19 protein-coding genes are annotated in these 15,840 nt (G+C 35.3%); 4 read left to right on the plus strand and 15 right to left on the minus strand.

Features of this window, described 5'->3' with window-relative positions:
• Positions 1-72: 72 nt before the first annotated feature.
• The 14 genes from HCW_RS05860 to HCW_RS05925 form a co-directional block, all read right to left on the minus strand.
• Positions 73-405: a chaperone NapD gene (locus tag HCW_RS05860; RefSeq protein ID WP_014661306.1), complete on the minus strand. Its 333-nt coding sequence runs from the start codon at positions 403-405 to the stop codon at positions 73-75.
• Positions 405-1,184 (minus strand): quinol dehydrogenase ferredoxin subunit NapH, encoded by a 780-nt coding sequence (gene napH / locus HCW_RS05865; protein ID WP_014661307.1) that lies wholly within the window; start codon positions 1,182-1,184, stop codon positions 405-407. The genes HCW_RS05860 and napH overlap by 1 nt, the downstream gene beginning before the upstream one ends.
• Complete coding sequence (gene napG, locus HCW_RS05870) at positions 1,184-1,948, minus strand: ferredoxin-type protein NapG (protein WP_014661308.1); 765 nt, start codon at positions 1,946-1,948, stop codon at positions 1,184-1,186. Before napG ends, napH begins: the two co-directional genes overlap by 1 nt.
• Before the next feature lie 18 nt (positions 1,949-1,966).
• On the minus strand, positions 1,967-4,819 hold the full coding sequence (napA, locus tag HCW_RS05875; RefSeq protein ID WP_014661309.1) for a periplasmic nitrate reductase subunit alpha: 2,853 nt from the start codon (positions 4,817-4,819) through the stop codon (positions 1,967-1,969).
• Positions 4,820-4,937: 118 nt separating this feature from the next.
• Positions 4,938-5,780, minus strand: coding sequence for an outer membrane protein (locus HCW_RS05880; RefSeq protein ID WP_014661310.1), 843 nt, complete (start codon positions 5,778-5,780; stop codon positions 4,938-4,940).
• 7 nt (positions 5,781-5,787) lie between these two features.
• Complete coding sequence (locus tag HCW_RS05885; RefSeq protein ID WP_014661311.1) at positions 5,788-6,570, minus strand: HpaA family protein; 783 nt, start codon at positions 6,568-6,570, stop codon at positions 5,788-5,790.
• Positions 6,571-6,713: 143 nt separating this feature from the next.
• Positions 6,714-7,181: a cyclic pyranopterin monophosphate synthase MoaC gene (gene moaC / locus HCW_RS05890; protein WP_014661312.1), complete on the minus strand. Its 468-nt coding sequence runs from the start codon at positions 7,179-7,181 to the stop codon at positions 6,714-6,716.
• A gap of 11 nt (positions 7,182-7,192) precedes the next feature.
• Complete coding sequence (gene mog, locus HCW_RS05895) at positions 7,193-7,726, minus strand: molybdopterin adenylyltransferase (protein ID WP_014661313.1); 534 nt, start codon at positions 7,724-7,726, stop codon at positions 7,193-7,195.
• A 15-nt stretch (positions 7,727-7,741) separates the two neighbouring features.
• Positions 7,742-8,179, minus strand: coding sequence for a molybdopterin synthase catalytic subunit (locus HCW_RS05900; RefSeq protein ID WP_014661314.1), 438 nt, complete (start codon positions 8,177-8,179; stop codon positions 7,742-7,744).
• A 1-nt stretch (position 8,180) separates the two neighbouring features.
• Complete coding sequence (locus tag HCW_RS05905) at positions 8,181-8,402, minus strand: MoaD/ThiS family protein (RefSeq protein ID WP_014661315.1); 222 nt, start codon at positions 8,400-8,402, stop codon at positions 8,181-8,183.
• Between the two features lie 18 nt (positions 8,403-8,420).
• Complete coding sequence (locus HCW_RS05910) at positions 8,421-9,662, minus strand: molybdopterin molybdotransferase MoeA (RefSeq protein ID WP_014661316.1); 1,242 nt, start codon at positions 9,660-9,662, stop codon at positions 8,421-8,423.
• Positions 9,659-10,243 carry a GTP cyclohydrolase II gene (gene ribA, locus HCW_RS05915; RefSeq protein ID WP_014661317.1) on the minus strand — a complete coding sequence of 195 codons (585 nt, stop codon included), beginning with the start codon at positions 10,241-10,243 and terminating at the stop codon, positions 9,659-9,661. Before ribA ends, HCW_RS05910 begins: the two co-directional genes overlap by 4 nt.
• Before the next feature lie 132 nt (positions 10,244-10,375).
• The gene (locus HCW_RS05920) at positions 10,376-11,155 is read right to left on the minus strand and encodes a DUF3943 domain-containing protein (RefSeq protein WP_014661318.1); all 780 of its coding nucleotides are present in this window, start codon (positions 11,153-11,155) and stop codon (positions 10,376-10,378) included.
• Between the two features lie 91 nt (positions 11,156-11,246).
• Positions 11,247-12,281 (minus strand): bifunctional 3,4-dihydroxy-2-butanone 4-phosphate synthase/GTP cyclohydrolase II, encoded by a 1,035-nt coding sequence (locus HCW_RS05925; protein ID WP_014661319.1) that lies wholly within the window; start codon positions 12,279-12,281, stop codon positions 11,247-11,249.
• Between the two features lie 147 nt (positions 12,282-12,428).
• Here HCW_RS05925 and modA point away from each other — a divergent pair, with 147 nt between their 5' ends.
• Genes modA through HCW_RS05940 form a run of 3 tightly spaced genes read left to right on the plus strand, consistent with a single transcriptional unit; the run spans position 12,429 to position 14,645 of the window.
• The gene (gene modA, locus HCW_RS05930; protein ID WP_014661320.1) at positions 12,429-13,163 is read left to right on the plus strand and encodes a molybdate ABC transporter substrate-binding protein; all 735 of its coding nucleotides are present in this window, start codon (positions 12,429-12,431) and stop codon (positions 13,161-13,163) included.
• A 28-nt stretch (positions 13,164-13,191) separates the two neighbouring features.
• Complete coding sequence (modB, locus tag HCW_RS05935) at positions 13,192-13,866, plus strand: molybdate ABC transporter permease subunit (protein ID WP_014661321.1); 675 nt, start codon at positions 13,192-13,194, stop codon at positions 13,864-13,866.
• Positions 13,863-14,645, plus strand: a complete 783-nt coding sequence (locus tag HCW_RS05940) for an ATP-binding cassette domain-containing protein (RefSeq protein WP_014661322.1) — start codon at positions 13,863-13,865, stop codon at positions 14,643-14,645. The genes modB and HCW_RS05940 overlap by 4 nt, the downstream gene beginning before the upstream one ends.
• Before the next feature lie 4 nt (positions 14,646-14,649).
• On the opposite strand, the gene HCW_RS05945 is transcribed toward HCW_RS05940, so the two are convergent.
• Positions 14,650-15,498 (minus strand): glycosyltransferase family 25 protein, encoded by an 849-nt coding sequence (locus HCW_RS05945; protein WP_014661323.1) that lies wholly within the window; start codon positions 15,496-15,498, stop codon positions 14,650-14,652.
• Between the two features lie 168 nt (positions 15,499-15,666).
• Between HCW_RS05945 and HCW_RS09470 the strand changes: the two genes are divergently transcribed.
• A complete protein-coding gene (locus tag HCW_RS09470; RefSeq protein WP_014661324.1) occupies positions 15,667-15,831 on the plus strand; it encodes a hypothetical protein in 165 nt (54 codons plus the stop codon).
• Positions 15,832-15,840: the final 9 nt, after the last annotated feature.

Here is a 15,840-nt window from a genome sequence, read left to right on the forward strand (position 1 = left end):
ATTAAAAAATAAAATGTTATAAGTTAGTTATTATAGCCGAATTTATTTTAATCAGAGTTTAGAAAAATTGTTTTAATAGCGCCTATAGATGTCCCCATAATAACAAAAATCTTGCGCCTCTTGTGTTTTTTCAATACGCTCTAACGCCTTAGAATCTGAAGCTTTATCAAAATCTTTATCCAAGTTTTGATAGCTAAAAGCCATATAGATTTGTTTCACCTCCTCTAATGCCTCTAAAGTCTTATAAACCTTTAATTCTGTTTCTAAATCTTCACATTCAATAACAATAACTAATTTATTGGATTCCTCTAATTCAATACTACAATGCTGTATTAAGGCGATTTTTTCTTTCAAGCTTGTTAAATTTTTAGTCTCATATTCCACAATCACACTACTAATATTCATCATTTTCCCTTTTTTAACAAATCTATTAAATTAAAATTCAAAGCATCATCATCGCACACTTCAATACAGCGAGCGCATTCTATGCACTCTGTATTTTTGACCCATTCACTTCTTTTGCCTATCATTGTTAGCACTTGACTTTCAGGGCATACCATTAAACAGCGATCACACCTTGTGCATTTGTGGGCTTGGTGTGAAATTCTTAATAAAGAAAAGCGTGAAATAAGAGCATAAAACGCCCCTAAAGGGCAAAGCTTAGAGCAAATCAAGCGCTCAGCTAAAAACAAATCTATGCAAAAAATCACAAACGCCACCATAATCCATGAAAATGAACCAAAAATAATTCCCCTATGCACCACCCCAATATAAGAAATCCCCTCAAATGCAGGAAATCCTAAAATAAAGGATAAAATCAAGCATAAAACTAGTGCGTAATAACGGGTATTTCTATGGATATTTAAGGCTTGCGAATGTTTAAAAATCGTTTTTTCTCGCACATAATGAGCTAAATCAGTAATTATGTTAATAGGGCAAACCCAAGCACAAAATGCCCTACCCGCAATAAGAGCGTAAAAACCTAGCATAACTACAGCGCCTAGAAGAGCCTTAATGCCTATACTAAAACCTGCCAAATATAATTGTAAAATGGCAAATGGGTCGCTTAGTGGAACTTTAGAAAAAATAACTGAAGAGCTTAAATTCCCTTTAAATCCTATCCCTAGAACAAATAAGACTAAAATACCTATTTGCACCACACGCCTAGCTATTAAATAACGCATTATAACCCCTCATTGAGATAATCTATAGCTTTTTGCTCATTTTTTGGCAAGATTGCACCTTGAGCCTTTTTAACACGCTCTTGGTCTTTAATATCCCAACCTTTCACATAATGATTGCCTACTTCACCCAATACAAACTCTCTAGGCAACACCCTAATAGCAGGCTCTTTGGTAATACAAGCTCTCTCACAAAGCCCACACCCCACGCATTTATCATTTTTAACCACAGGCAATAAGAGTGCGTGCCTATTAGTGCGCTCATTATGCTTTTTTTCTAAAACAAGTGCCTCATCTATTAAGGGGCAAGCCCTATAACACACATCACATTGTATCCCCCAAAACGCCACGCATGATAGAGAATCTACAATAGCAATTCCCATTTGAACTGAGCGAATACCTTTATTTGGCTCTAAATGGCTTTTTAAAAGTGCATCCGTAGGGCATGCTCTTATGCATGGCAAATCAGAGCATAGATAACAAGGGATATTCCTTGCCTCAAAATAAGGTGTGCCATTGTTGGCTAGGTCTAATAGGCTTGCTAATTTTAAAGTATCATAAGGGCAAGCTTTCACACATAGTCCACAACGAACACAAGCGCTTAAAAAACGCTTTTCATCTTCAGCGCCTGGCGGGCGTAAAAAATACCCTTCTTTACTCTTTAAAAAAAATGCCCCCACAAAGCTCACGCTCGCACAAAGGCTCGCACCCTTTAAAAAGGTGCTTAAAAATTCACGCCTAGAAGAATTTTTTGGCTCTTTTTGCATGTTCTATTCTTTAGTTTTTTAAACATTATGAGCCTTAGTGATTTTAACGGCGCATTTTTTATAATCCGTTTGTTTTGAGATAGGGCATGTTGCATCTAAACAAACCTTATTGATGAAAACTTTCTCATCAAACCAAGGCACATACACTAACCCCATGGGCGGTTTATTACGCCCTCTTAAATCCACCCTAGCCTTAACCTTACCACGGCGTGATTCAATCCAAACTAACTCGCCATTTTCTACACCCAAATTTTTAGCATCTTCTTCATGCATATAGCACCTAGCCTCTGGCACTGCACGATATAATTCTGGCACTCTCATAGTCATCGTTCCACTATGCCAATGCTCTAGCACACGCCCGGTGGCTAACCAAAAAGGATATTCTTTATTAGGGCGTTCAGGGGCTTTCATAAAAGGTCTAAAGAAAATTTTAGCTTTATTATCCAATTTGACTTTAGTTCCCTCTTTAGGGGCTTTTAAATCGCCTTGTGGGATTTCTTTCATAGCCTTTCCATAAAAGGCAAAATCACCATTAGGATTAGCTTTTTTTGCATAAGGGTCAAATTTAGTGTTAAAGCGCCATAAAGTTTCCTTGCCATTCACTACAGGCCATCTCAAGCCCCTAACTTTATGATAATCATCAAAATACGCCAAGTCATGCCCATGTCCAAAGCCAAATTTACGATACTCTTCCCATAAATATTTTTGAATAAAAAAGCCATAGCCCTTAAAGACTTTATCATCGCTCCCTACTACATTACGACTATCGCCAAACACTTCGCTATTTTTAGCTCCCTTTCCCACTACATCATTAGCTAAAAATTTCTTAGCCTCTTGGTTAGCAAACAAGACTTCATATAGAGTGGTGTTTTCATGGTAGCCCATTTTCTTAGCCTCTTCTAAAACATTGGGTAGAGTGAGCTTATCATCAATTTTATGCTCTTTCCAAACTTCTTTGAGCTTAAAGCGCTTAGAAAACTCCATAATTTGCCAAGTATCACTCATAGCACTTCCTATGGGTAAAACTTGTTGTTTCCAATGTTGGGTGCGTCTTTCTGCATTTCCATAAGCCCCCCATTTTTCATAAATCATAGCTGTAGGTAAAATCAAATCCGCCACCTTAGCGCTAATGCCCGGATAACAATCACTTACCACAATAAAATTATCCATTTCTCTTGCGGCTTTTATCCAATGGTTTGCATTAGCGCTATTTTGCCATGGGTTATTGACCGCTACCCAAATAAATTTAACCTTACCATCTTCTAAGGCTCTCATCATAGAGACAAAATGGTGTCCTGGTTTAGGATTTATGGTATTACTTGGAAGTTTCCAAATTTTTTCAGCAATTTCTCTGTGTTTAGGATTAGTTACAACCATATCTGCTGGTAAGCGAGCATTAAAAGTGCCTACTTCTCTAGCTGTCCCACAAGCACTAGGCTGACCGGTTAAAGAAAACGCTCCATTTCCGGGTTTAGCTTGCTTGCCTAGTAAAAAATGCACCATGTAAGCTTGCTCATTTACCCAAGTTCCCCTAGTATGCTGATTAAAGCCCATAGTCCAAAAGCTCACCACTTTTCTATTTTTTTCAATATAGAGTTTGGCAAGATTTTTTAATTTTTCTTTAAAGCTCTCTAAAGGCTCATTTTTATCTCCCTTAGCCACTTTTGCAACATATTCTAAGGTATAAGGCTCTAAAGCCTTTTTAAACTCTTCAAAAGAAATTTCCCAATGTTTTCCAGCCTCTTTTGAATGTTTCATTTCAAACTTATCACCCTTTTTAACCCCTAAATGCTTTAGAGCGATAGCCTCTTCTTCGTCTAAAATGATTTCATTTTGCTTTCTCATCGTCTCTTTTTCTTTGTTGCTATATTTTGGGTGGTTAGGATTATCTCGCATGCCATAGCCAATATCAGCATAGCCGGTTGCAAAAATAATGTGTTTTTTCAAAAATTCTTTATCCATAACTTCGGGGTGGTTATAGACAATTTCTCTAGCGATGTAATTCCAAATCGCTAAATCCGTGCTAGGCTTAAAGATAATTTCTATATCTGCAATTCCGGAAGTGCGGTTAGAAAAAGTGGTAAGATTGACTACCTTAACTCTATCTGGATTACTCAATCTTCTATCGCTTGCCCTAGACCATAAAATAGGGTGCATTTCTGCCATGTTTGCCCCCCAAGTGATGATAGTATCAGTTAATTCAATATCATCATAGCATCCTGCTGGCTCATCAATTCCAAAGGTTTGCATAAACCCCCCTGCCGCACTTGCCATGCAATGTCTCGCATTTGGGTCAATATTGTTACTACGCCACCCAGCCTTTAATAACTTAACTGCTGCATAACCTTCCAAAATAGTGTATTGCCCAGAGCCAAAAATACCTACGCCACTTGGTCCCATTTCGTTATAGGTTTTTTTGAATTGCTTTTCCATTTCATCAAAAGCCCTTTTCCATGATACAGGTTTGAATTTGCCTTTTTTATCAAACTCGCCCTTTTCATTCACCCTTAATAATGGTTCAGTCAGTCTGTCCTCGCCATACATAATTTTAGCGTTAAAATAACCCTTAATACAATTCAAACCTTTATTTACAGGAGCGATAGGATCACCTTTCACAGCTACAATCTTATCGTTTTTAGTGGCTATCATAATGCCACAGCCTGTGCCACAAAATCTGCAAGGGGCTTTATCCCATTTCCAATTCTCTTGATTATTATCCATCTTAGCCTCTAAGCTACTAGGCAAGAGCATTCCAGCACTACTTGCCGCACTAGCAATAGCAACAGATTTAATAAAATCCCTACGAGAAAATAAAGAATGATTTAAAGAGTTATTGTTGTTAGGAAAGTCTTTTTCTAGTTTTTGTCCCATGTTTTTACTCCTAGCTTTTAAGGTTAATAAGACAATCTTTGGTTGATAACCTAATTATTATAACCTAAGAAAATTAAAACTTTTCTAATGATTAGAAATTTTACAAAAACAAAAGACTTTAAAAATCGTAAGTTGAAGTGAGATAGATTGAAAGATTACGCCTAAAAGTAAGTTCATAAGTAGGACTTTTAAAGTAATGATTATTCAATATGGGAATGCGTGTGCCAAATTCTATCGCCCAATTTTTATGCCTAGAAAAGCGGTAGCGATACCCCATATTAAACATCAATTGAAACATATTGGGTTTATAGGTGGTATGCGGAGTTTTTGCCCATTCTTTAAAAATCTTAGTTTCATAAAACCAGCTTTCGCCTACTAAGTTTATCCCTAAAAACAATGTCCCAAACGCACGCCTATATAAGACATCTAATCCCATCCCATAAATAAGGGCGTTAATAAAAGTTTCTTTTTTTTGTAGTTTGTTTTGATAAGCCTTAGGAATGCTTGTGCTTTTTATAAAATAAGCATTATTAGCAAGTTCACCTTTAGGGATAAACCCATACGCATAGTCTAAAAACGCATAATAGCGCAACCCATAGCGCCCTTTTTTATCAAAAAAATGCTTATAGCCAAGAATTAAGCTAATTTCAGCAAAAGGAATACTTTGAGATTCTAAGGGGGCTTTTTTAAAGCGCTGAGTGCTTTGTAGCCATGACATCTGCACCACGCTTGTGCCATAATAACGAGAGCTTTTATCTAAATTAAAAGGCTTTTTAATGGGGGGTTTAGATTTGGTAAAGCAAGGGGGTTTTAAAGGGTTTCGTAAGCATTTCTTCTTTAAAAATTTGCGATGCCCCAATTCTTCTTTTTTAGGAATAGAGTAAGTAAAATCCTCTGCATCTAAAATACATAAAGAGCTTAAAAAAACTCCTAAATAACCCCCTCCAAACGCTTTATTCAAGCAATTTCTATCTATTTTTCTTATTTTTTAACTCTTGGGCATCCTTTTTATAAGCCTCTAAATTGCTTTGAGTGAGCTTTTTATCAATCCTATCCATAATGTCTTTAAAAATCTTATTCAAGGCATTCTTAATCGCATCATTAGAATTATCTAAGCCCTTAACCATAGTGCTAACTAGCCCTCCACTATGACTAGAATGAGTGGTGCGCAAAAACTTCTCTTGAATATCTAATTCGCTCAAATCAATCATAAAGGAATCCAATGCCTCTCCACTCATAGGCTCAATTAACATCACCTTAATAAAGCCTGCTGAAACTAAAACTCCCTCCATTTTGTCCAATCCGGTAGAAAACAATAATCCCGGCTCTGACTTTTTTTGCGTAGTTCTTTTGGGGTCAGGGCGTAAAACTATTTCTCCATTCATAGAGATTGCCAAATACCCCTCTTTCTTTTGCGCAAAAGATAAATCACTTTTTTCACTGCTTTCAACATTAACAACCCTATAACCTTGATTCTTTAAAATATCTTCAGTTTTAAGCACAACTTGGTTTTTGAATTTATTTTCATACTCTTTAGCAATATTATCGCTATACTGAAGTGAGGGTCTTAAAAGTAAAATACTTTTATCTAATGCTTGAGCGCTATGTGTGGTTGGCTGATAAACTAATTTTAATGCCACATTATCTGTTTCTATAATCTTAGGACTACAACCAACCAAGAGAGCTAATACACTCGTCCCTAAAACACATTGTCCAAACAAACCTCTAATAGAACCTTTAATATCCTGCATGTCTATCCTTAAATTCAAAATCTTTTGTATTCTTTGACAACCAAATTGTCATTTATATAAACCATTCTAAAACTTTATTTTATCTTAATATTTCTAAGCTTTAAAGAGAAAATGATAATTTAAACCATATTTCTTGCTAAAACTCAATGATAAATCCCACTCTTTCCCCCACTCTTATACTCTAGCATAATTTCACTTATAACCATGCTTTTATCTATCGCTTTTACCATATCATAAATAGTTAAAAGCCCAGTGCTTACACTCATTAAGGCCTCCATTTCTACACCCGTTTTGGCTTGAGTTTTCACTCTTGCATAGAGTTTGAAACTACAAGTTTCTTTCTCTTCTAAGATATCAATATCTACCCCACTAAGCATTAGAGAATGACACATAGGAATGAGCTCACTTGTCTTTTTAGCCCCCATAATACTTGCAATAATAGCGGTTTGTAATACAGGACCCTTTTTGACAGAATGATTGACAATCGCCTCATAAGCCTCTTTACTCATGCTAATTCTTCCGCTTGCTAAAGCAATGCGTTCAGTAATTTCCTTATCTCCTACATCTACCATTTTAGGCTGATTTTCTTCATTCAAATGAGTGAGTTCCATATTTTTACCTTTTAAGATTGTTTGGGACGAAAGGCTTGAATATTTTTTTCATTCACTTCCATATAACGCCCTAAAATCAAATCCACACAATAAGGAATAGCTGGGAAAACCGCCTCTAAGCACTCTCTAATGCTTTTTGGCTTACCGGGTAAATTCACTATTAAGCTTTTATTTCTAATGCCAGCACTTTGGCGTGATAAAATCGCTGTAGGCACATATTTTAAACTTGCTGTGCGCATAAGCTCTCCAAATCCGGGGAGCATTTTTTGACACACTTTTTCTGTAGCCTCTGGGGTTACATCTCTTAAGGCAGGACCTGTGCCACCGGTTGTAACAACCAAATCGCATTGATATTCATCACACATTTTAATGAGTGCTTTTTCAATCAAATCTTGCTCATCAGCTAAGACTTCATAATGAAATTCTAAGGGATTGAGCAAATATTCGCTCAACACTTCTTGTATTGCTTTACCGCTAATATCTTCATAAATCCCTTTTGATGCCCTATCGCTCGCACTTAAAACGCCTATATGAATAATTTGCATACTAACTCCTTTTTTTTAAGCTAAAAGCCCACTTCCTTTTAAGGGAAAACTTCTTTCTTTGGCATAAATGCGTTCATTATTGATTAAATCGTATTTCCAAATGGGGGCGTTATGCTTAAAATCTTCAATAAAATTTTCGTATAATTCTAAGGCATTTTTTCTATTTTTCCCCATTAAAACGCATAAAAACGAGCTTTGCCCTACTAAAACATCGCCATTGCTATGTGCCATTTTTAGCATTACGCCTAAATTTTTGGCTTTAATTTGCCAATTTTCAAACCACGCTTTTAAAAGCGCCTCGTAAATATCAAAGCTCAAGCCTTGAATGTTATTCTCCTCTCTTACAATACCAACAAACACGCAAAATGCTCCAAAGTTTTTTAAATTTGCCTCTTGTTGGTATTGATTCAAAAGCTTAGAAGTATCTAATGCTCCTTGAAAAATTTCTAGCATTCTAGCCCCCACAAACCGGCGGTAACAAGCTAATGACATCGCCATCTTTTAAGGGCGTGTCTAAATCATCTATCAATTTATCATTAAGCGCTATAGCACACACGCTTAGCCACTCTTTCACGCTCTCTTTTTCTTGTAAAATCGCTCTTAATTCCTTTAAATTGCTCGCTTGGACTAAAAAATTTTCTTCTTTTATAGGCCCAAAAAATCGCACTTCTATCATAACTCTAACCTTAAACTTTTAGACTAAATCTGCTAGACGCATTACTTTAACAACACTTCCTTTTTGAAAATGCAATACTTCTTCATCTAATAAAATGACGCCATGTTCTTTAGGATTTCTATAAACTACAGGCTCTAAACTTGCATGCCATGCGCCTTCTTTAAGTTTTAAAGAGCAGAAACGAAATTCTAAACGAGTGTCTTTACGCATAATTTCATCTTCTAAAATGGCTTGCATTATGGGTAAATCTTCTTGATTGCCCCTATTAAGCAAGTGATTGAAAAGGATTTTTCCAAATAAATAAAAAGTCATTAAAGAGGCATCAGGGTTTCCGGGCAAAGCCAAAATAGGCTTAGTGATATTGTAGTGCTTATATAGAGCAAAGGCTATGGGCTTTCCGGGTTTAATGCGTGCTTTTTTAAACTGCATTTCACACATTTCTTCTAAAGCCACTTGCACAAAATCATAATCCCCCATGCTCATACCTCCTGTAGTAATAAGCATGTCATTTTCTAGCAATGCCTCTTGCATACTTTTTTTGATAGCGCTTAAATCATCGCCCATAAGCTCATATAACACACCAATACCCCCCATGCTCTCTACAAGAGCTTTTAAAAGATGATTATTTGAACTTCTTATAGCATTTGGATTTTGTGTTTCAGCCCCTACTTCAACAAGCTCATTTCCGGTGCTTAAAATTGCCACTCGTGGTTTTTTCATCACTTCAACAAACACTTGATTAAGGCTTGCTAAAAGCCCTATGCCATAGGCTGAAATTTCTTGCCCTTTAGCAAATAATTTATCGTTTTGAAAATAATTTTGCCCCATTTTACGCACAAAATCATTGGGCTTTGGCAAGTTTATGCCCTCTTTTAAAAAAAGCTTGTTATCTCTTATTTCAGCATGCTCTACAATTAAAAGCGAATCGCTATTTTTTGGCATTCTTGCCCCAGTAAAAGTCTTAATGGCACAGCCCTTTTTTAGCGCCAATTCTGTAGAGTTTTCTACCGGATTATCACTAGGAAATAATTCTAAGCCCTCTGTGATTAAAATCTGAGTGTCTTTGCTAGAAAACGCATAAGCGTCCATGCTTGAAACATCATATTTAGGGTTATCAAATGGCGCTACAATATCTGTAGCTAAGGTTCTATTAAGGGCTTGAGAAAAAACAACTTTTTCTTTCCCTAAGGGCGTAATATGCGCTTGCCTAACAATCCTTAAAGCCTCTTCAAAACCAATTAAAGTGGGGTAAGTTTTCATAATAAATGCCCCATTTTTAGCTTTTTAACTTCTAAATATTTTTTGTTGTGTTCGTTAGCACATATAATCAAACTTTCTCTTTCAATCTCAGCGTATTTTTCTAGGGCTATGATTTTTTTAGGGTTATTGGTTAATAAGCGCATTTTTTTAATGTGATAGTATTCTAAAATCTCCCCTACAATGCTATAATCCCTCTCATCATCTCTAAACCCCATCATCTCGTTAGCTTGAATTGTATCATAGCCCTTATCTTGCAAGGCGTAGGCATTAACCTTATTGAAAAGCCCTATACCACGACCCTCTTGACGCAGATAAATCACTAGCCCCCCCTCTTTAGAACTAATAATCCTTTCCATTGCCATTTGCAATTCCCCCCCACAATCGCATTTTTGCGAACCTAAAGCATCGCCGGTTAAGCATTCTGAATGTAATCGCACCAAAGGAATATCTGAAAACTCAGGTGTAAAAATTACTAAATGGTCTTTAGTGCCATTAGAATCTTTTTCCCTAAAAGATTGCATGTAAAATTCCCCAAATTGCGTGGGTAATTTAGCCTTGTTAGAAACTTCTAAATGTTGCAAAAGAAATGCTCCTCTAAATGTAATAGAATTAAGCTCTTTTTCAAATACTCCAACTATAGCGTTAAAAAGTAATTTTTCAAACTATTCTTATCTTTTTATTTTTATTTTTTCAAAAAACCCAATCTCAAAATATCAAAATTTATAAGTTATATTCAAACCACTTGGCGAAAGACTTGAATGCCATTCATTTTTATTATAAATCCCTAAAGCCTCTCCTAAGCCTAAATCCCTAATAATAAAACCTATAGGGTCCATTAAAGCAATCACTAAACGCCCCAAAAATAATGAGCCAAACAACTTCCCACCATTATTTTGAATACGGCGTGTGAGCTGATAAAACCCCTCTCCAAGCAATGAACCCAATAATGGTGTAATGATTAAATCCTGCCAACTAGGAATTTCTACAAATGCCTCTAAGCCATACTCCCAAAATGCCGTTGACATCACAAAAGAAAACAATGCCGAAGCCATCCAACTAAAGCCTGCCATGCGGGGTTGCATATAATACATAGCGCCAAAATAAGGGTGTAAAACTTCATTAAAAATAAAACTATCATTATCTAATCTAGGCCCCATACGCACATCTTCAAACCAACTTTTCACGCCAAAATGTTGCTTATCCCAATTAGTTACACTCTCTGGCATAAGGTATAACCCAACAATACCTATAACCAACGAGATTCCTAAAATTCCAGCGCTTGTGCCTAGATACTTCCAACGACTACTAGGGGTATAATAAAGCGTGTTACTCTTCTTAAACCTTTCTTTAAAATGTTGCCAAGCAAGATTTTTGGAATGGTGCTTGAGTGATTCTTCAAGTTTTGTGCTTTTTGCCTCTACATTAAGGCTTAAAAGCAAAAAAATAATATAAATTATCCATAATCTTTGCAACATTTTAAGCAAATCTGACATACACCTTAATTGACTGATATTATTCTCTTGTTTAGATGAGTTAAAAAGAATGTATTATATCCAAACTAGAGACTTTTAAAACTCCTAAAACTTAAAAATTAATCGTTTCTACAAGCTTAAGCCCAAAACCACTTAAAGCTTTATATTCCTTATCTTCAGAAGAACTAAGCAATCTAAAACTCTCTATCTTAAGGCTTTTTAGGATTAAAGCCCCAATACCAAAATCTTTAATCACACTGCTTTCTTTAGTTTGTGCATGCATAAAAATCAAATACCCCCCCTCTAATTTTAACCTCTCTAAAACCCTAAGAAAGGATTCGTAAGCATTTGAACTTAAAAACTCATAATCTTCTTTGATAAGATGAAAGCGCACTAAAGGCGCTAAATCATTAGGCTTTGAGCCTTCAAATTTAAACGCATAATGACTCTTTTTTTGATGGTCTAAAAAGGCATAATACTTAGTTTTATGATTTAAAAATTCCTTTTCTTTACTTTCAAGTATTTGAAGTAAGTTTTCATTTTGCAAGCGATAACTAATCAAATCAGAGACATAAAGGGTTTTTAGATTATGCTTAGAGGCAAAATCGCCTAAGAACTTATCGCCCCTTCTAGCCATAGAGCCATCTTCTTTCATAATTTCACAAATCACACTTACAGGTTTTAACCCACTAAGTTTACACAAATCCACGCTTGCCTCTGTATGACCTGTGCGTGCTAAGACCCCACCATCTTTAGCAATCAAAGGAAAGATATGCCCCGGGCGCACAAAATCGCTAGGCTTTGTGGTGTCTTTACATAATAAATCAATCGTTAAATGCCTTTCAAAAGCAGAAATCCCCGTTTTTGCAACTTTAGCATCAATAGAAACCGTGAAAGCGGTCTCATGATTAGAATCATTCACGCTAACCATAGGGGGTAATTCAAATTTTTGTGCGATTTCTTTGGTTAAAGACACACAGATTAGCCCCCTTGCATGCGTAGCCATAAAATTAATTTTTTCTGGAGTAGAGAAAATCCCAGCTAGAACTAAATCGCCCTCATTTTCCCTATCTTCATCGTCCATTACAATTATCATTTCGCCATTTTTAAAGGCCTCTAAAGCCTCTTGAACTCGTTTTAAAAACATATAACTCCTAAAAATTCAAAACTTTGATTATAAAAACAAGAAATATAGCATGTTTTAATAAGGCTTATGGTTTTAGGCTAAAATTCGCTTTTTTAAAGTAAAATCAACTAGAACTAAAAAATCAGATTTTAAACAAGGATTTTTCTTATGCTAAAAAAAATTATAGCCCTTATATTATTTTGTTTTATAAACACACTCTTAGCACAAGATTTAAAAATCGCCGCCGCCGCTAATCTTACGCATGCTTTAAAAGCCCTTATTAAAGAGTTTCAAAAAGAACACCCAAGCACAAATATCAGCACTAGCTTTGGCTCTTCAGGAAAGCTTTACACTCAAATTGCTCAAAACGCCCCTTTTGATTTATTTATCTCAGCAGATGTTGCTAGACCTAAAAAGCTTTATGATGAAAAATTAACTCCCTTTAAAGCCGAAGTTTATGCTAAAGGGGTATTAGTGTTATGGAGCAAGAATCTTAAAATTAATTCTTTAGAGATTCTTAAAGACCCTAAGATTAAGCATATTGCTATGGCTAATCCTAATTTAGCCCCCTATGGAAAAGCGAGCCTAGAAGTCTTAGAGCATTTAAAACTCACAACAAGCCTTCAATCTAAAATCATTTATGGCACTTCTGTTTCACAAGCGCATCAATTTGTTCTCACTAATAACACTCAAATAGGCTTTGGAGCGCTATCTTTAATAGATAAAAAGGATAAAAATCTCTCTTATTTCATTATTGATAAAGCCCTTTATACCCCTATTGAACAAGCCCTAATCATTACCAAGCATGGGGTTAATAACCCTTTAGCCAAAGTTTTTAAAGACTTCTTATTTAGCCCTAAGGCTCAAGCTATCTTTAAAGAATACGGCTACATTGTAGATTAAAACAAACAAAGAAAGGGTTTTATAAAGAGTGGATAATGAATTTTTAATTACCATGCGTTTGAGCTTTTCTTTAGCTTTGATTACCACTCTTATTTTACTTCCTATAGGCATTTTCTTAGGCTATTTTTTAAGTCTTAAACGCAATCTTTTAACTAGTTTAGTAGAAACGCTTGTGTATATGCCTTTAGTCTTGCCCCCAAGCGTTTTGGGATTTTATCTTCTTTTAGCCTTCTCGCCCAACTCGTTCTTAGGGGCGTTTTTACAAGATACTTTGAATTTAAAACTAGCTTTTAGCTTTCAAGGGCTTGTTATAGGAAGCGTGATTTTTTCCTTACCCTTTATGGTAAGCCCTATTAAAAGTGCGTTAATTTCCTTACCCCCTTCTTTAAAAGAAGCGAGTTATAGCTTGGGTAAAGGGGAGTGTTACACCCTTTTTTTTGTCCTACTTCCTAATATCAAGCCTAGTCTATTGATTGCTATTATTACAACTTTCACGCACACCATAGGGGAATTTGGCGTAGTAATGATGCTTGGGGGTGATATACTAGGTGAGACAAGAGTGGCTAGCATTGCGATTTTTAATGAAGCAGAAGCTCTTAATTATGCTAAAGCCCATCAATACGCCTTAACGCTTACGCTTATAAGTTTTAGCTTGTTATTTATCACTCTATTTTTGAATAAAAAACAAAGCTCGTTTTTATGATAAAAGCACGATTTAAAAAACCCCTTTTAGGGGCTAGGGGTAAATTTGTTTTAGATATAGACCTAGAAATTGAAGAAAAAGAGATTGTAGCTTTATGTGGGGAATCAGGGGCAGGTAAAAGCACGATTTTAAGGGTGTTAGCCGGGCTTGAAAGGGTAGATGAAGGCTATATTGAAGTCAATCATTCCATATGGTTAGACACTCAAAAAAAGATTTTTTTAAAACCACAGAATAGAAAAATCGGCTTTGTGTTTCAAGATTACGCCCTATTCCCACATTTAAATGTCTATCAAAACATCGCCTTTGCTAATCCTAAAGACAAAAACAAAATCAATGAAGTATTGCACTTAATGCGTTTAGAAAATCTAAGCAAACAAAAAATTTCCCAACTCTCTGGCGGACAAGCCCAACGAGTCGCTTTAGCAAGAGCTTTAATAGGTGCGAAAAATTTACTACTTTTAGATGAGCCTTTGAATGCCCTAGACAATGCCCTAAAAACCGAAATAGAACTTGGATTGCTTGAATTTATTAAGCGTGAAAATTTAAGCGTGATTTTAGTAAGTCATAATTTGAGCGAAATAACTAAGCTTGCACAAACCTTTCTCTTTTTAAACAAGGGGATTCTCAATGCCAATCAAAAAAGTTTACCCTTTTCAAATCGTTTGCTTGCCAAACCTCTCTTTGAAGATGAAAATTGTTACCATTATAAGATTCTTTCTCAAACGATTACCTTACCAAAAGATTGTTTAAATCCAACCTTTAAACTTGAATTCAAATAGACGATTAATTTCTAAAGATAATACTAACAATCTTATTAAACACCTTTATCACAGCTTTATGTAAGAATTTTCCTATTCTAATTTCCACAGACAATTTTTTAGGGATTATTTTTTGTTGCACATTAGAATATTCGCTCAATGTTTCATCTTCACTAATGGCAAAAGGCTCTAACACATAGTTTTTTACCCCATGCAAGTAATACCTATCCATAATATTATCCACAGGCATGACCCATTTTTTAGCGCTATATTTCAATAGCTTTTGAGCCATTTTGGGGCTAATCACATAGCCTTGAGTGCCAATGCCATCTTTAAAATGTAAGATTTTAGATATTCCTTTTATAGAAGTAGCACGCTTTAAAACCGGCTCAAATTCTAAATGCATTAAGCGAATATAACCTAATTTATTTATATGTTTTTGACAAAAATCTAATTTTTCTTTAAAGCACCCCCCCCCTATTTTCACATCATCTTCTAACACACAAATAGGCTCATTAAGCTCCACACATTTTTGCCATAACAAATAATGGCTCGCATAGCACCCAAGCTCGCCTAAATTCATTCTCTTCCCACAATGCATTAATGCATAAAAAAAATCTTTTAACACATTTTTAGAATAAGCTCTATCTTTTAAATACAGCTCTAGCACATTATCAAGGACAAAAGAGGGGTGCGTATGCTCTAAGATTAAAGGATTTAATTTATTTTGCAGAGTTTTAGAATAAATGGCTTGAAAAACTTCATAAGAAATTTTTTGAGTTTCTAAGCTTGTTTTTAAAGGCTCAATGTTAGTTTCTTGCAAATGAAAATCTATACAAGTTTGTTCGCTTAGATGGATAATAAAAACACGCATATTAAACCTTAAGTAAATTAAATGGAGTATTAGCTATGCATTGTAACACATTTTATCAAGCCATTATCTTAAAGATAATTTTATAATTTTAAACGATTTTAGGTATGATTGCGTCTCACTTAAGCGCCTTTTTAAAAGGTTAGTGATAAATATCAATCAAGGAATTATATGGAATTTTTAGGACTACTTTTAACGCTTATTGCGATTTTTTGGGCTTATAAGAACCCTAAAAGAGAAAATTTTGCCTTTGGGATTTTAATTGTTGTATGGCTTGTAGAATTAACTATCTTTATCGCTCATAGCTCTAGTGTATTACCCAACATTAATTTATAAGGAAATAAT

Origin of the sequence: Helicobacter cetorum MIT 00-7128 (genome assembly GCF_000259255.1) — a bacterium.
GTDB classification, from domain to species: Bacteria; Campylobacterota; Campylobacteria; order Campylobacterales; family Helicobacteraceae; genus Helicobacter; species Helicobacter cetorum_B.